General features: G+C 54.3%; 10 protein-coding genes. 3 read left to right on the forward strand and 7 right to left on the reverse strand.

Translation table 11 applies throughout. From position 1 onward, the window contains the following. The first annotated feature begins 13 nt into the window (after window positions 1–13). Window positions 14–1,795, forward strand: coding sequence for a RagB/SusD family nutrient uptake outer membrane protein (locus tag PXG97_RS11895; protein ID WP_276497968.1), 1,782 nt, complete (start codon window positions 14–16; stop codon window positions 1,793–1,795). A gap of 129 nt (window positions 1,796–1,924) precedes the next feature. Here the strand turns inward: PXG97_RS11895 and PXG97_RS11900 are convergent, their stop codons facing one another. The 7 genes from PXG97_RS11900 to PXG97_RS11930 all read right to left on the reverse strand — a co-directional run bounded on the left by PXG97_RS11900 (window position 1,925) and on the right by PXG97_RS11930 (window position 12,001). Further along, window positions 1,925–3,640 carry a GMC oxidoreductase gene (locus PXG97_RS11900; RefSeq protein WP_276497969.1) on the reverse strand — a complete coding sequence of 572 codons (1,716 nt, stop codon included), beginning with the start codon at window positions 3,638–3,640 and terminating at the stop codon, window positions 1,925–1,927. 89 nt (window positions 3,641–3,729) lie between these two features. Beyond that, a complete protein-coding gene (locus PXG97_RS11905) occupies window positions 3,730–7,152 on the reverse strand; it encodes a DUF1080 domain-containing protein (RefSeq protein WP_276497970.1) in 3,423 nt (1,140 codons plus the stop codon). Between the two features lie 61 nt (window positions 7,153–7,213). Then, the gene (locus PXG97_RS11910) at window positions 7,214–8,488 is read right to left on the reverse strand and encodes a Gfo/Idh/MocA family oxidoreductase (protein ID WP_276497971.1); all 1,275 of its coding nucleotides are present in this window, start codon (window positions 8,486–8,488) and stop codon (window positions 7,214–7,216) included. A 656-nt stretch (window positions 8,489–9,144) separates the two neighbouring features. Beyond that, window positions 9,145–9,618, reverse strand: coding sequence for a hypothetical protein (locus PXG97_RS11915; RefSeq protein WP_276497972.1), 474 nt, complete (start codon window positions 9,616–9,618; stop codon window positions 9,145–9,147). Window positions 9,619–9,659: 41 nt separating this feature from the next. Continuing rightward, window positions 9,660–10,538 carry a UbiA family prenyltransferase gene (locus PXG97_RS11920; RefSeq protein ID WP_276497973.1) on the reverse strand — a complete coding sequence of 293 codons (879 nt, stop codon included), beginning with the start codon at window positions 10,536–10,538 and terminating at the stop codon, window positions 9,660–9,662. A gap of 49 nt (window positions 10,539–10,587) precedes the next feature. Beyond that, on the reverse strand, window positions 10,588–11,376 hold the full coding sequence (locus PXG97_RS11925) for a class I SAM-dependent methyltransferase (protein ID WP_276497974.1): 789 nt from the start codon (window positions 11,374–11,376) through the stop codon (window positions 10,588–10,590). Between the two features lie 121 nt (window positions 11,377–11,497). Further along, entirely contained in the window at window positions 11,498–12,001 is a 504-nt protein-coding gene (locus PXG97_RS11930; protein WP_276497975.1) for a hypothetical protein, read from the reverse strand. A gap of 191 nt (window positions 12,002–12,192) precedes the next feature. Between PXG97_RS11930 and PXG97_RS11935 the strand changes: the two genes are divergently transcribed. Continuing rightward, window positions 12,193–14,523 (forward strand): penicillin-binding protein 1A, encoded by a 2,331-nt coding sequence (locus tag PXG97_RS11935; RefSeq protein WP_276497976.1) that lies wholly within the window; start codon window positions 12,193–12,195, stop codon window positions 14,521–14,523. 16 nt (window positions 14,524–14,539) lie between these two features. Continuing rightward, a complete protein-coding gene (locus tag PXG97_RS11940) occupies window positions 14,540–15,163 on the forward strand; it encodes a hypothetical protein (RefSeq protein ID WP_276497977.1) in 624 nt (207 codons plus the stop codon). Window positions 15,164–15,193 lie beyond the last annotated feature (30 nt).

Consider the following 15,193-nt stretch of genomic DNA (forward strand, 5'->3'; position numbering starts at 1 on the left):
AAATTCGAAAAGTATGAAAAGATATAAACTGTTACTGTTAGCCGCTGTCTGTGTTGGCTCTTTGCAGCTAACAACCTCGTGCAGTGAGGACTTCCTTGAAAAACCAGCCATTGGCGGCTTAAGCGAAGACATTATTGCCAATCAGGCGGGTGTCGAGAAGCTGCTGATCGGTACCTATGCTGCCCTGGATGGACAGGGCAATGGTGCCGCAATTGCCGGGGGCGGCCAATGGGAGGCAGCGCCTACCAACTGGATTTACGGAAGTGTGGCCGGCGGTGAGGCGCACAAAGGCAGCGATGGCGCAGACCAACCTGCTATTAACTCTATCGCCACCTTTATCTCGGATCCTAGCAACGGCTTCTTCAACACCAAATGGAAAGCTTTATACGAGGGTATCTCTCGTGCTAATTCCACGCTCAAGCTGTTGGCGCAAGCCAAGGATATCTCTGACGCAGACAGGCAGAGGATTGAGGGTGAGGCGCGTTTCCTGCGCGGGCACTTTTACTTTGAGTTGAAGAAGATGTTCAACATGGTGCCTTGGATAGACGAAACGACAACTGACTTTATCCAGCCAAACGACCAGGACATCTGGCCAAAGATTGTAGCTGACTTTCAGTTTGCCATGGATAACCTGCCAAACACGCAGGCGCAGGTTGGCAGGGCCAACAAATGGGCAGCGGCGGCATACCTTGGCAAAGCGTATCTATACCAGCACAAGTATGCAGAAGCCAAAAACATGTTTGATCAAGTTATCAACCAGGGCGTTACGACCAATGGACTGAAGTATGGCCTGGTTGATAAGTTTAAGGACAACTTCGACGCCGCGACAGAAAATAACAAGGAGTCAGTGTTTGCCATACAAATGGTGGCTTACGACGGGACCGGTACTATTTCAAACGCCAACCAGGGCGAAATGCTGAACTATCCGTACAACAGCCCATTCCGCTGCTGCGGTTTTTTCCAGCCCACCCTTGACCTGGCAAACTCTTACCGCACCAACAGCCAGGGCCTTCCTTATCTGGACAACTACAATGCACAGCCATTGAAGAACGATCAGGGGGTTTCGTCTGGTGCAAATTTCACACCGGACACACAACCTGTAGACCCACGCCTGGACTGGACTGTTGGACGCCGTGATATTCCGTTCCTAGATTGGGGTTACCACCCTGGCCAGGCTTGGATTCGGGAGCAGAACACTGCCGGACCATACTCATCTAAAAAGCACATTTACTGGCAGGCTACTGCAGACACCTACTCAGACCAAAGCTCCTGGGCACCGGGCTCAGCCATTAACGTAGTGCTGATCCGCTATGCAGATGTGCTGTTGATGGCAGCCGAAGCAGAGGCCCAGTTAGGCAACCTGGCTCAGGCACAGGAGTACGTGAATATGGTGCGCGCCAGAGCCGCCCTGCCAGTCAACAAAGTGTATGAGTACAAAGATCCGGCAAACCCCACAGCCGGCTTTACCAACGAGGAAGCAGCCAATTACAACGTGGCGCCTTACCCGGACGGTTACTTTGCAGGCCTAGGCAAAGAACAGGCGCTGGAGGCAATATACTTCGAGCGCAAACTAGAACTGGCCCTGGAAGGCCACCGCTTCTTCGACCTAGTGCGTTGGGGTAAGGCCGCAGAGGAGCTAAACGCCTTCTTCAGCTACGAAGGTGCAATTTTGCCAGATGTAGCTGGAGGAAGTTTCGTTACAGGAAAAAATGAGTACTTCCCAATCCCGCAAATACAGATAGACCTGCAAACGGTAAACGGGAAATCTACTCTTACTCAAAATCCTGGGTATTAGACGAGTCTATCTTATACTTCTAGTCCTGTTATAGCATAACATGACGTATAAACAGAAAACCACCTGCAGACCTGCAGGTGGTTTTCTGTTTATACGTCTTATACTTCTTTTCGGGGGAGGTACCTATACTTACAGATTCCCTTTCCTCAGCTCGCTCACGGCATGGTCTACGGCGCGGGCCGTCAGGGCCATGTAAGTGAGCGATGGGTTCTGCGTTCCGGTGGAGTTCATGCAGGCCCCATCGGTGACGAACACATTCTTACAAGCGTGCAGCTGGTTATACTTGTTCAGGAGCGAGGTCTTCGGGTCGTGGCCCATCCTGACGCCGCCCATTTCATGAATATCCAGCCCTGGCGCCTGTTTGCTGTCATTGGCGTGGATGTTCTTGCAGCCGGCCTTATCCAGCATTTCTGCGCCCTGCACCAAAAAGTCCTTCAGGGACTTTTCATCGTTGTCATCGTACCCAACTGATACCTGCAGCAAAGGGACTCCCCAGGCGTCTTTCTCGCTGGTGCTCAGGCTAACGTAGTTGCTTTCCTTCGGAATGGTCTCCCCTTGCATCATCATATAGATACCCCAGTTTCCGGGCTCCGACAGCGCATCTTTATAAGCCGCCCCAATCTGCTCGCCGTTCGGGCCGGCGCCTGCTCTGCCCCTGCCGGCGCTGTAGAACACCATGTACCCCCGCAGGAAATCGGTTTCCTGCTTGTGCACGTTTCTAAAGTTCGGCATCATGACCGCACAAGGGCGGCGGCCGTAGTAGTAGCTGTCTTCATAACCTTCCATACTTGCCGAGAGCGAACCGCGGTAGTTGTGGAAGGCCACATACTTGCCTAAAAGGCCGCTATCATTCCCCAGGCCACTCGGGAACCGGGAAGAGGTGGAGTTCAGCAGGATGAGGTTGGTATTCAGCGCAGCCGCGTTCACAAAAATAATGCTGGCAAAGTACTCCTTCACTTCCTTGGTGTGCGCGTCCACCACGCGTACCCCTGTGGCCTTGCCTTTTTTCTCATCATAAAGTATAGAATGTACTACCGAATCAGGACGAAGGGTGAGGTTGCCGGTCTTGGCAGCCCAGGGCAGGGTAGAGGAGTTAGAGGAGAAGTAACCACCATAAGGGCAGCCGCGCTGGCACAGTGTTCTGGCCTGGCACTGCCCACGTCCCTGCTGGTGGTGGATTTCCTGAGGCTTGGTTAAGTGGGCGCAACGGCCAATCATTACATGGCGGTCCTGGTAAGTCTCTACGATTCGCTTGCGGATGGCTTTCTCAACCACGTTCATCTCCCAGGGCGGGAGGAACTCACCATCTGGCAAAGTATCCACCCCATCTTTGTTGCCACTGATCCCGACAAAGCGCTCCACATGGCTGTACCAGGGAGCAATGTCATCGTAGCGGATGGGCCAGTCTACGGCAAAGCCGTCACGGGCGGGCCCTTCAAAATCATACTTGCTCCAGCGTTGGGTCTGCCTGGCCCACAAAAGCGACTTGCCGCCCACCTGGTAACCACGAATCCAGTCGAAGGGCTTTTCCTGTACGTAGGGGTGTTCCTTGTCCTTTACAAAAAAATGAGTGGCATCTTCCCGGAAGGCATAGCACCTGGAGGCGATGGGGTTTTCTTCCAGGTGCTCCAGCGACAGGCGGCCACGGTGCGGGAAGTCCCAAGGCGCTTTGGTTGCTGTGGGATAATCCTTCAGGTGCTCCACATTTCTTCCCCGCTCCAGCACCAAGGTTTTCAACCCTTTGTCACATAGCTCTTTAGCAGCCCAGCCGCCACTAATCCCAGACCCGATCACGATGGCATCATAGGTATGGCCAGCGAATTTGGAAGTGTTAATATTTGCCATCTTGCTTATCTAAATGTCGTTAAATCTTATAAGCAACTGAAGGCCGGCGGGTACCGGCCTTCAGTAAGCTGAAAACTATACTTGCCCTGTTACAAAACCTTCTGGTCCTTGCTCAAGTCTTTGATGCGGATGTTGCGGAACCAAACGGTGGAGCCGTGCCCCAGGAAGCCAATGTAGCCTTTTGCTCGCTTCAGCCCTGGATGCTCTTTTCCATCCAGCGTTCCGTTTTTGCTGGCCTGTGCAATATCGCCCTCCAGAATGGTCGTGCCATTCAAGGTTACCTTCACCTTCGGTCCTTTCAGGATCACCTCCTGATAGTTCCATTCCCCAACTGGCTTCAGCGCTCCTCGCTTGGCTGTAAGCACGCCGTACACGGAACCGTGGTACTGGTAGTCTTCCAGGTCTCTGTAAATGGCGGCGTCATTGTCCAGAATCTGCAACTCCATTCCTTCGTAGGCAGCATCGCCCTCGAGCGGTGTACGCACGCCAAGGCCATTGTTAGCCCCAGGAGTTAGCTTAAACTCGAATCGGAAAACAAAGTCACCGTACTCCTGCTTGGTATAAAGGTTGCCACCGCTTCCGAACTTGGGCTCGCGCACCACCAGCACCCCATCCTCTATGGTATAGTCGGTGGTGTTGCCCTGCCAGTTGTGCATGTTGGTACCGTCAAACAGTACTTTAAAGCCTTCCTTCCTCTCGGCTGCGCTCAGTTCAAACGGCTTGGGGCCTGGGATCTCGCGGATGTAAATATCGCGGTACGCTATCCTGGAGCCGTGTGCCTGCAGTTCTATCTGCTCCTCAGGGAAAATTGGCAGGTCGCGATTCCAGAAGTTCTCCAGTATCACATTGTCCGTTACCAGTTCTCCGTTCAGGTATACCGTCACCCGGTCGCCCTGCATCAGGATGCGGAAGTTGTTCCACTCGCCAAGCGGGTTGTCGGCTACCTTCAGCGGCTTGCTTGGATGTACTTTGTTGTTGTACAGGCCGCCTGAGCCTACCTGTGCGCCTACATCCACCCGGGAAGTGTCCCAGATCTGCACCTGTGGTGTGCCCCGCAGGTAAATGCCGGCATCGCCTTCCTTGTGGCCGTCATCGAAGATTTTCCAATCCACGAACATCTCAATGTCGCCATATTGCTTAACGGTGGCAATGTTATCGCCCTTGCCGGTGAAGATGAGTTCGCCGTTTTCCACCAGCCAGCTTTTGCGCATCTGCTCATCGGCCTGCTGCTGCTTTTGGGCCAGGGTCTTCTTGTCCATTTTTGCCCGCGCAATAGGATTTTCCACCAGGCCTTTCCAGCCGGTCAGGTCTTTGCCGTTAAACAGCGGCACAAAGCCCTCTCCTTGCGGCATCTCCGCCAGGAACTTGCGCATCGACTCTTTCTGGTATTCACTGTCCGGCCCCTGCAGCACCTGCATTGTCTTGTTCAGGTACTCCCGCACCACGTCTCCCTGAAAATCCGTGCTGGACAAAGCGATGTTCATGACCGCATGCGCCGCCTGTTGCTGCAAAGCGGGCTCATCCAGGTACTTTCCGGCAAATACCAGCGCTGGGAAGGTTCTGTTCCTGCCTACTTGCGAGAGGATAAGCTGCTTCTGCTCGGTGGTTTGGGCTACCTCCATGGCCTTACGAAGCAGCAGCACCTTCTGCGGCGCCGGATACTTGGATAGGCTCACGGTGCGGATATACCCTTTCAGTGCCTGGTCCAGGTAGGTTGTATTGCCTGCGCTGATACGATACAATTCATTGGCCGCACTTACATCCGACCATTGCGATAGCGCTGCCAAGGCAGCCTTTTTTGTAGTTGCATCTCCGTTTTGGAAAGCCTGCGCAACGGCCTGAAGCGCCTGGTCTCCGCCTATACTTGCCAGTATGTTAAAGTAAGCAGATCGCTTTTCTGCAGGCGCCTCGTTCATCTTCTGCAGCACCAGTTTTGCCTTTTCGGCCTGGTTTTCATAGTCCCCTACGGCGGCCACAACGGCTTTTTGCACCGCCTCCAGTTCTTCCGGCCGTGATGTCTCGTTCAGCAGGTTAAATAACTGCGGCAGGTTCTCTTTGCTGGCGATGTTGGCAAGGGCCTCCAGTGCAGCCATGCGCACGGCAGCATCTTTATGCTTGGCGTAAGGCAGCACCTCCTGGAATCTTTTGTTCTCCCCGCGGGCACCCAGTACCGCTAACAGCTCTGCCTGCGCCACTGCCGGCATTTTCGGCAAGGCCTGTGAGACTTTATCCGTCATGCCATCGCCTTTCATGATCAAAAGAGCGTTTCTAACGGCAATGGCTTCTTGTTCACCACCTTTGCGCATGGCTTTCAATAGGGAGGGCAAGGCTTCTTCCTGCCCCAGCTTACCGGCTGCACCTATGGCGGCGAGCCTTACCTGCTCCTCTTTGCTCTTCAATGCTTTTTGCACTGCCGGCAGGGCGCCCTTCGCACCGTTATTGCCCAGCATGGTGATGATCTCGGCCTGTACGGCGGCATCGGCTTTCTTTTGCTTGTTTACCCACAGCGAGGTGTTGTCTGCTGTCAGGTATGGCCCGGCAAACTTCAGGGCGGCAGCGCGGTATTCTTTATTCGCATCGCCTGCTGCGTTTACCAGAAGCGGCATACTTTGTTCTTTCTGAATGTCGCTCAAAAGTTTCAGGGCTGCCGTGCGCGTGTGCACCTGCTCATCCGTAGCAGTTTTACCTAAGATCGATTGGGCAATGCGCAGGGCCTGCTCCGGCTGCCCCTTTTCTGCCAGGCGCTTGGCATACAGCAGGTAGGCGGCAACGGCGTTATCTTTGTCAAATTTGTAGTTATCCTCTTCCGCCGCTTTGGCCAGAGCGGCCTCGGCAGCCGGATCTGCGATGTTGGCCAGGGCATAGAGGGCCAGCTTGCGCAGCTTTTCATCCTGGCTGCTGGCCAGGGGCGTTAAGGCTGGCACAGCTGCGGCATGGCGGGTATCGCCTAAGGCCTCTACCAGTGCCAACTGGCAATCGCCCTGCGCATTTTGCAGGCCCTGCAGGAGCGCCTGGCTGGCGCCGGGGCTGTTTATACTTGTCAGGGTTCTGGCGGCAGGACCGCAGAGGCGCCCATCGCCCAGGTAACCTTGCAGGCAAGCAACGGTTTCATTGTCTCCAACCATTTGTAGCTGCCTGATCAAGAAGGCCTTGTTCTCCTCATGCCCGGCGCTCTGAAGGGCCTTGCAATAGGCATTGGCACTCATTTTCCTCCAATCCTCTCGCTCCGACTCCATAACGTAAGTGGAGAAACCGCCCAAGGCGTATTCTATACTTGTATTATCTCCTTTGCCAGGTGCCGACAACATGCCGGCCATTTGCAGGATCCCTTCCTCGCCCATGGCAGCAATTCCTGCCATACTTGCCTCCAGGTGCTTTTCGTCTCTTGCCGGCAGCTCTGCCAGCAAGTCAGCGATCTTCGTTGATAGGGTCCGTTGATCGTTTTTGCGTTGCCCCATAACGCCGTTGCTTAAAATTAGCAAGGCGAGGAGCACGAATGATATCTTTCTCATGATGTTAGCGCAGTATAATTCTAACCAATAAAAGAGTGCTATTAAGTTCTAAGAAAAGCAGTTACACCAGTGTCCAGTCGGAGCGCATTGGTTGGTAAACCAAGCGATTGGCGCCCTCGTCGTTGATGAACTCCTGTTTTACGGGGTCGAACTTGAGGGAGCGCCCCAGGCGCAGGGCGGCCAGCCCCATGTTGACAAGCGTGCAGGAGCGGTGGCCATTTTCCTCATTCAGCGCGAACTTCTGGCGGTTCTTCACGGCCTGCACAAAGTCCGTTACCTGAGGCTCGGGATCAGGGAAGGCGGCTAACTTCCTTCTCAGGTCAGGAATATCGGAGCGGAAGCCCGGGTAGAGCTTGCCCTTAGGGCCCTCGATGTAAGGGATGTTTTCCTCCTTGCCCTCCCCATCCAGAATGATCTGGCAACCATCTTCATAAGTATAGGTAATCCTGCGCCAGGTACCTACGGCATCGGCGTGTTGCTGCGGCGCGTCAATCTCCACGGAGACCGGGCTGGTGTTGTCTTTGCCCAGGAAGTACTGGATAGGGTCCAGGTAATGCTGCCCCATGTCGCCGAGGCCGCCGCCATCGTAGTCCCAGTAGCCACGGAAGGTGCCGTGTACGCGGTGCGGGTTGTAGGGCTTGTAGGGGGCAGGGCCAAGCCACATGTTGTAATCCAACTCCTGTGGCACAGGCGTCGGCTCCAGGTTGGTCTGGCCCACCCAATAAAATTTCCAGTCATAGCCGGTGCCGCGGCCGACGGTCACTTTCAGAGGCCACCCGAGCAGGCCGCTATCCACCAGTTTCTTGATGGGCTTCACTTCAGTCCCCATGCCGTAGAAGACATCATCAAACCTGAACCAGGTGTTGAGGCGGAAAATGCGCCCATGCTGCTGCACGGCCTCCACCACGCGCTTGCCCTCGCCAATGGTCCTGGTCATTGGCTTTTCGCACCAGATGTCCTTGCCTGCGCGGGCCGCATCCGCAGCCATAATGCCGTGCCAATGCGGCGGGGTGGCGATATGCACAATATCCACCTCCGGCATCTGGATCAATTCCCTGTAATCGGTAAAGGTTTTCACGCCCTTGCCCAGCATGTCCACCGCTTTCTTCAGGTGATTCTGGTCTACGTCACAGACGGCCACTACCCTTGTATCGGCGTAAGGGAAGTGGTTACGGCCCATGGCCCCCACCCCGATTACGCCTTTTGTTAGCTGGTCGCTAGGGGGGACATAGCCTTTCCCACCCAACACAAAGCGCGGCACAATGGTAAAGGAGGCTAATGCAAAGGCAGACTTCTTTAGAAAGTCCCGTCTTGAGTTCTCTTTGTCTGGTTTCATGAAACATGGAGATTTTATACAACTTTTATTTTTATAGTGATATGGCTGCGATGGGCCATTTAAAAACAAACAGTAAGCGTAAAATCCGAAACCAATATTTGCCTGGCACGGTGGGCCGCGGCACTTCGGAGGTAAGGTAGCCTTTGCCGCTGCTCAGGCAAATAACCTAGCAGTAGCTTTTGCCACAGCTTCATATGGGGTTAGGAAAACGAGGTGTGGGCTGGTCTTCCCTTATTTTGATTAGATTTAGTGCAAGGTCGTACTTGTGCTCCAGCTAGGTATCTGATCCGCTGGCTTTTATCCTAACAATATAGAAGTTTAGACATTACGAGTAAAGCTCTTTGCCTTTTAAAATTGTATTTATCTCAATTTTAAAAGGCACAACCCCAAAAATGTTCTGTTTTTAAGCCAGTGCCTTTGCATTCAAACTACTGTTGTGCTGCTGGCATGTATAAAAAACTGTTTACTGTGTTTTAGATTTTGTAGCTATGGAAGGGAGGAGGACTTTTAAATGCCTGTGGGGTCGATAGACATAGCAGGGGTAGGCGCATGAACAGGTGAGCCCAAGCCAGGAGCCAAGCCTTGCCGGTGCCGAACGGGCGGCGCGACTAGGCCTGCACAAAAGGGCAATTTGATACCTGTATGGCAACAGAGGGCTACCACCAAAAACTATAATCTGGCCCTGACTGCAGGTAATAGGTATAGGTGGTAACGAAGCCAAAAACGATATGGGCAAAGATAAGCGAGGTGAGGTAGCTGCGGAGGGTGATGAGGGGCGGGCGCGGGTGCATCATGAAAAAAAAGTACCATACCACCATGGCTACGAGCCCATGTGCCAAGCCAAACAGCAAGCCCCAGGAAGCGGTAGGCACGCCTACCCCGGAATTCCAGAGTGCCAGGTATATTACGGCAAAGAAGACTCCGGCAGCGTAATGAGCCAGCGTTCCGGCTACTTTTGTACCGGTCAGTTCCGAGAGGCTGCCATCATCATGGGTGCGGTTCAGGAGCATGGTGCCGAGGAGACGCACGACCTTCATCACGCGGTGTGTTGCAAAGGAAAGCAGGTACAGGAAGGCAGTCATGGCGGCGGTACCGGCTATTCCTGCTATAACGGCATCTAGAAACTTCATGGCTTTGGGTTCTGTCGCTATACGCTAGTACGAAAGCAGGCTTAACTCGGCCATATCCTTACCATCATCATCAGCATGAACGCCGCGCTAATGCAAACAGAGGACACCTTGTTCATATGCATGGTGTTCTCAAAGTTCACAGCACTGGGGTCTTGCTGCGCCCGCACTACCCAGCCGGTGAAGAAGTATAACACAGGGGCGGTGCAGAGCAGAAATATGAAAATATTGTGTACCTGGCCTGAAGTAAAGTATAGCCACAACAGCAGGCCTGTACCAGCTAACAGACTAACAGCGGCAAACAAATAAGTGCCGTTTATGCCTAAAAGCAGGCTAAGGGTGCGGTCGCCGCGGCGGCTGTCCTCCTCATGCTGGTAAATTTGGGTGAGGGGGTAGGAGCCGCATAGGAAAAGTGTGCTCACCAAGGCAAACCACACGTTCGGCTCCTGCAACACCTGCTGCAGCGGCAGGCCAACGCCTACCTGCACCATGGCATAGGTAAAGGCTCCCTGAAAGAAGGTGACTACAAAAGTGCTCAGGATCGGGTATTTTTTCAAGCGGATGCCCTCGTAGCTGTACGCTTTGGAGATGAACAGGTACAGCGCCACAAAGCTGGCAAAGAGCGGCGACAGCAGCAAACCGAACAGTATGGCCAGCACATCGAACAGCAGGACCAGGTGCATGAGTTGCCGGTTAGGCTTGGGCGGATTCTTCAGCCCCCCAATGCTGCCTTCGTCGCGGTCGTAGTAGGAGTTGTAGCCGTTGCTGGCAGGATACACCAGTACATGCAGCACCAGAAACACCACCAGTGCCCGCCACCCGTTTAGCTGCGGCAGGGTGCTTAGCGCAAACCAGAAAATCGGCATCAGGTACACCGAAAATGGGATGCGCATCAGCGTAAGGGCGGTGCGATAGCTATGCATGGCTGTTGTTCGTTAATTGCTACACTTACTCATTCACTCAACTACTCATTCAAAATTGGTCTGGATACCCGATCAGGTAGATCACATGCTTCCCCGGGCCTGCGCCTGCACGACCTGCGCGCCAGGTATAGTTGGCCGCCTGTACCTCAGACGCCAGGCGTTGCAGTTGCTCCGGTGTGTAAATGCGCAGCAGCGATACGGTGCCATCCCACAGTATACCCAAGGGGATTAGTGGTAGGATGTACGTAAAAAACAGCCTGCTGAGCCGGAACGGGCGAATGAAAGGCGTGACCACAAGTATAACAATGGGGAAGAGCAGCCACAGCACCAGCAGCTCCAGCCAGCTTTTCTTAGCACCCTCAAAAATGCCAATGGCAGCTCCCTTATCGGCAGCGTCCTGAAGTATGGCTTTGGCCAGGCGTGGCGGAAAATGATGGAACGAGGAGAAAATGGTGCGCACGCCCGTTATACTTGCGGGCACAGCCGTGGCATCTACAGGCGCAGGTATAAAACGGATGCTGCCGCCGGAATTCTGCTGCAGGTACGCATAGGCGCCAAGGTTCGGGTAGAGGTCGGAGAGGGTGACACGTACGGAGCTGCCCATGCGCTGGCTCAGTTGCTGCTGTATGGTAGCAATGCCGCCTCCGGCGCCTGAGCAAAGGTCGGTGAAGTGGCGTTGGTTGCTGCGCTCCAGCAGCTCCTGTAACAGCGGCAAGGCGGCCTCGTAGGCGTTGAGCCGGGAAATCATGAAGCGCAGGAAGTCGAGCATGCCCTGCCGGATAACGTGCGGGAACCAGCGGAGGTCTTCGAACTCAAAAAGTTGGAGGCGGATGTTCAAGGGCTGCTTTTTCGCTGAAGTACTCGGTGGCAGCGCTAAAGGTTTTGCGGGCGGCAAAAAGTGCAGGCGCAAGTATAAAGCGGTTGGCTCCAACGTGCGCCTGAGCCAGAAAGCGTTATACTTACATCAGGCCGTGCTCACCTGCACCCACACGCAGCCCATCACCGGTGTTGCTGAAGAACTGCCAGTATTCTGCCGCAGGCGCTGCCGGGTCGGGCAAGACAGAGAGCGTGGAGCCGTCGCTGAAGTATAGCATCAGCCCCCAGCCGTCCTGCTGCTCTGCGCGCTCCGCCACCAGGTTCGGGTTGTCGTTCACCAGCTCCATCAGGCGCTGGTCCAGCATGCTCGAGCCGGGCTTCTTCCAGTCCCATACCGGTGTCGGCAAACCTGCCTCGCGCTTGCGTATGTACATCTCGCTTTGTTTTATCAGGCCACCGTCGGTCAGGCGCAGCTCCCAGGGGCAGTTCACGGCAAGGGTTAGCTCGCCCACATCCAGCACAAGGCCCTGCGGCGTGGTGTAGTGGGTATGGCCGAAGTGGAAGTACACCACCGTCTCGGTGCGGGTAGTCTTATTCAGTGGCAACCCAATAACCTTGTTAAAGGCTTGCTGTAGTGTGTCTTGCATGTTTATAGGGGTCTTATGTGCGACTTCTGGAACAAATATAGCCAGCACACGTCAAAGTATACTTGTTCTAACAATATTTGCGAAGTATTAAGGAGGTACCTCTTGGAAGTTGTGTACAAAAAGTATCTTTGTGATTGTTTTGTATTAAGTGCGATTGGGAATTTAACCGGAACAGCCTCTGTTTGCTAAAGATGCCGAAGGAGCAAGAGAAAGTACAAGAACCTAAAACATCACCATCCATAGCCCAAAAGGTAATCAGCTTTACCTGGAAAGCGTTTTTTCTGGGCATTGCCGTGGTGGTGGGCTACCTGCTGAGTGTAGAGCACAACGTGCTGTATCTGTTTGGCGCCTCCCCCAGCCTGGACAGGCTGGAGAACCCGCGCTCCGACCAAGCCTCCGAATTGTATACAGCCGATGGCAAGCTGATCGGTAAGTACTTCCGTGAGAACCGCAGCCCGGTTACCTACAAGGAGCTGTCGCCGCAGTTGGTGCAGGCGCTCATTGCCACCGAGGATATCCGCTTTTATGAGCATGCCGGTATAGACCCCGAGGCGATCGTGTCGGCGGTGTACGGCAGCTTCAGAGGCGAGGCCCGCGGCGCCAGTACCATCACGCAGCAGCTGGCCAAGAACCTCTACAAAACCCGCACCGACGACTCCAAAGGCGTGTTGGGCCACGTCCCTGGCCTCAGCATCGTGATTTCCAAAACCAAGGAGTGGCTCACGGCCATAAAGCTGGAGCAGCGCTATACCAAGGAGGAGATCCTGACGATGTACCTGAACACGGTGGATTTCGGCTCGAACTCCTTTGGTGTGAAAGTGGCGGCCAAAACCTTCTTTAACACCACCCCCGAAAAACTGAAAATGGAAGAGGCCGCCGTGCTGGTGGGCCTTCTGAAAGCGCCAACCTACTACAGCCCGCGCTTTAACCCTAACAATTCCACCCGCCGCCGCAATGTGGTGCTGGGGCAGATGGTAAAGTACGGCTACCTGGGCAAGGCAGAGGCCGACTCCTTGAGCCAGCTGCCGCTGGAGCTGGACTATAATGTGGAGAACCACTACGACGGGCCTGCGACCTACTTCAGGGGTGCCGTGGCGGACTACCTGCAGGAGTGGTGCAAGGAGAACGGCTACGACCTCTACCGCGACGGCTTGAAAGTATACACCACTATCGACTCCAGGATGCAGGCACACGCCGAGGCGGCCATGGAAGAACAGATGCGCAAGCTGCAGCGCCGCTTCGACAACCACTGGGAGGGCAAGAACCCGTGGGTGGACGAGAAGAACCGGGAGATACCGAACTTTATCGAGGAAACCATCAAGCGCACTGCCTATTACCGCCGCCTGAAAAAGAAGTATGGCGATGATACCGCAGCCATAAACAAAGAACTGAACCGCCCGCGCGAGATGAAGGTGTTCACCTGGGAGAACGACTCGCTGGAGAAGACGGTGACCATGAGCCCGCTCGACTCGCTGGCTTACTACAAGCACTTCCTGCACGGCGGCATGATGACCATGGACCCCTTCACCGGCCATATCAAGGCGTGGGTGGGCGGCATCAACTACAAGTACTTTAAGTACGACCACGTGAAACAGGCGCGCCGCCAGCCGGGCTCTACCTTTAAGCCGTTTGTGTATGTGGCGGCCATTGATAACGGTTACTCGCCCTGCGATAAGATCGTGGACCAGCGCATCACAATAAACTATGTGGAGAAAGGGGAGAAAAAGAGTTGGTCGCCCACGAACGCGGACTGGGAGTATACCGGTGCTCCGATGACACTGCGCCGGGGCATGGGCAAATCGGTGAACTCGGTTACGGCGCAGCTAACGGAGCGCATAGGCTGGGAAACCGTGGTGGATTATGCGCACAAGCTGGGCATCAAAAGCTCGCTGGAGTCGGTGCCGTCCATTGGCCTGGGGCCAAGCGATGTGTCCATCTTCGAGATGGTGGGTGCCTACAGTACTTTCCCGAACTACGGCTTCCATACCGAGCCCATGTTCATTACCCGCATCGAGGACCAGAACGGCAACCTGCTGCACCAGTTTACGCCGGTGCAGAAAAAGGTGCTGAGCGAGGAAACGGCTTTCCTGATGATGCACATGCTGAAGGGAGGCATCGAGGAGCCGGGCGGTACTTCGCAGGCGCTGTGGGAGTACGACCTCTGGAAGGGCAATGAGATCGGCGGCAAGACCGGTACCACCTCTAACCACTCCGACGGCTGGTTTATGGGCGTGACAAAAGACCTGGTGACGGGTGTGTGGGTAGGCGGCGAGGACCGTAGCATCCACTTCCGCACCTCACAGTTAGGTGAGGGCTCTAAGACGGCACTGCCGGTCTTTGGCCTGTACATGGAGCGTATCTACAAGGATAAAGAGCTAGGCTATACTATGGGCCGCTTTCCGCAACCAACCGTAAAAATAAGCAAGAAGTATAACTGCACTACTGTGCTGCCAAAGCCTATGCCAGACTCCACGCAACTAGACCCTGTGCTGGAACTGCTGAACATCGGGGACATACTGTAGTTAATCCTATAAAATTATGCTAGAGCTACCACCCACATTAAGGCCCCCGGAAGCCAACGAGGTGCCACAGGACTTTTCCTCGATGGAGGAGGGGCTAGAGCAAAGGGAGCGGGCCAACATTGTTGAAGGGTATAGGCTGTTCGACAACGATGGGAGTGATGAGTTACAACAGATTCCCTTTAGCTTTTACGCAGAGATCAACGTCGATAACTCCAGGTTGTGGGAGCTGCTCACGCGCTTATCGAAAGAACTGCCGGATATGGCCTCGCTGATTTTCGGGCTGGAAGGAGGGGAGCTAAGCTACAGCGACTACCTCAGTAAGAGCGGTTTAATGGCCGATCTGGTTGAGTTCAAGAGAGAGATAGCTCAGGATACTTTTATCGAGATAGGGCTTATCTTCAGCGATGAGACGAAGCTGGTTGAAGTGCTTGTGGCTGACTCAAAGTATATCAAGTTCTGGGGTGTTGATAAAGATTCCTTCAGGCAGATCATGAGTGAGTTCAGCATAGAAGAAAATGAGGAAATAGCCTTTGCTGATGAGTACCCAAATGTAAGAGAACACCTCACCAAGTTTTATGAAGATGCTCTTCCCACAGATGAGCTTATCGAAAGACTGGAGGCAAAGTATAGGAGCACCTAAAGAAAGAGAAAGCCAGCTTAAAGTACAGCT

This window comes from Pontibacter litorisediminis (genome assembly GCF_029360645.1).
GTDB lineage: Bacteria > Bacteroidota > Bacteroidia > Cytophagales > Hymenobacteraceae > Pontibacter > Pontibacter litorisediminis.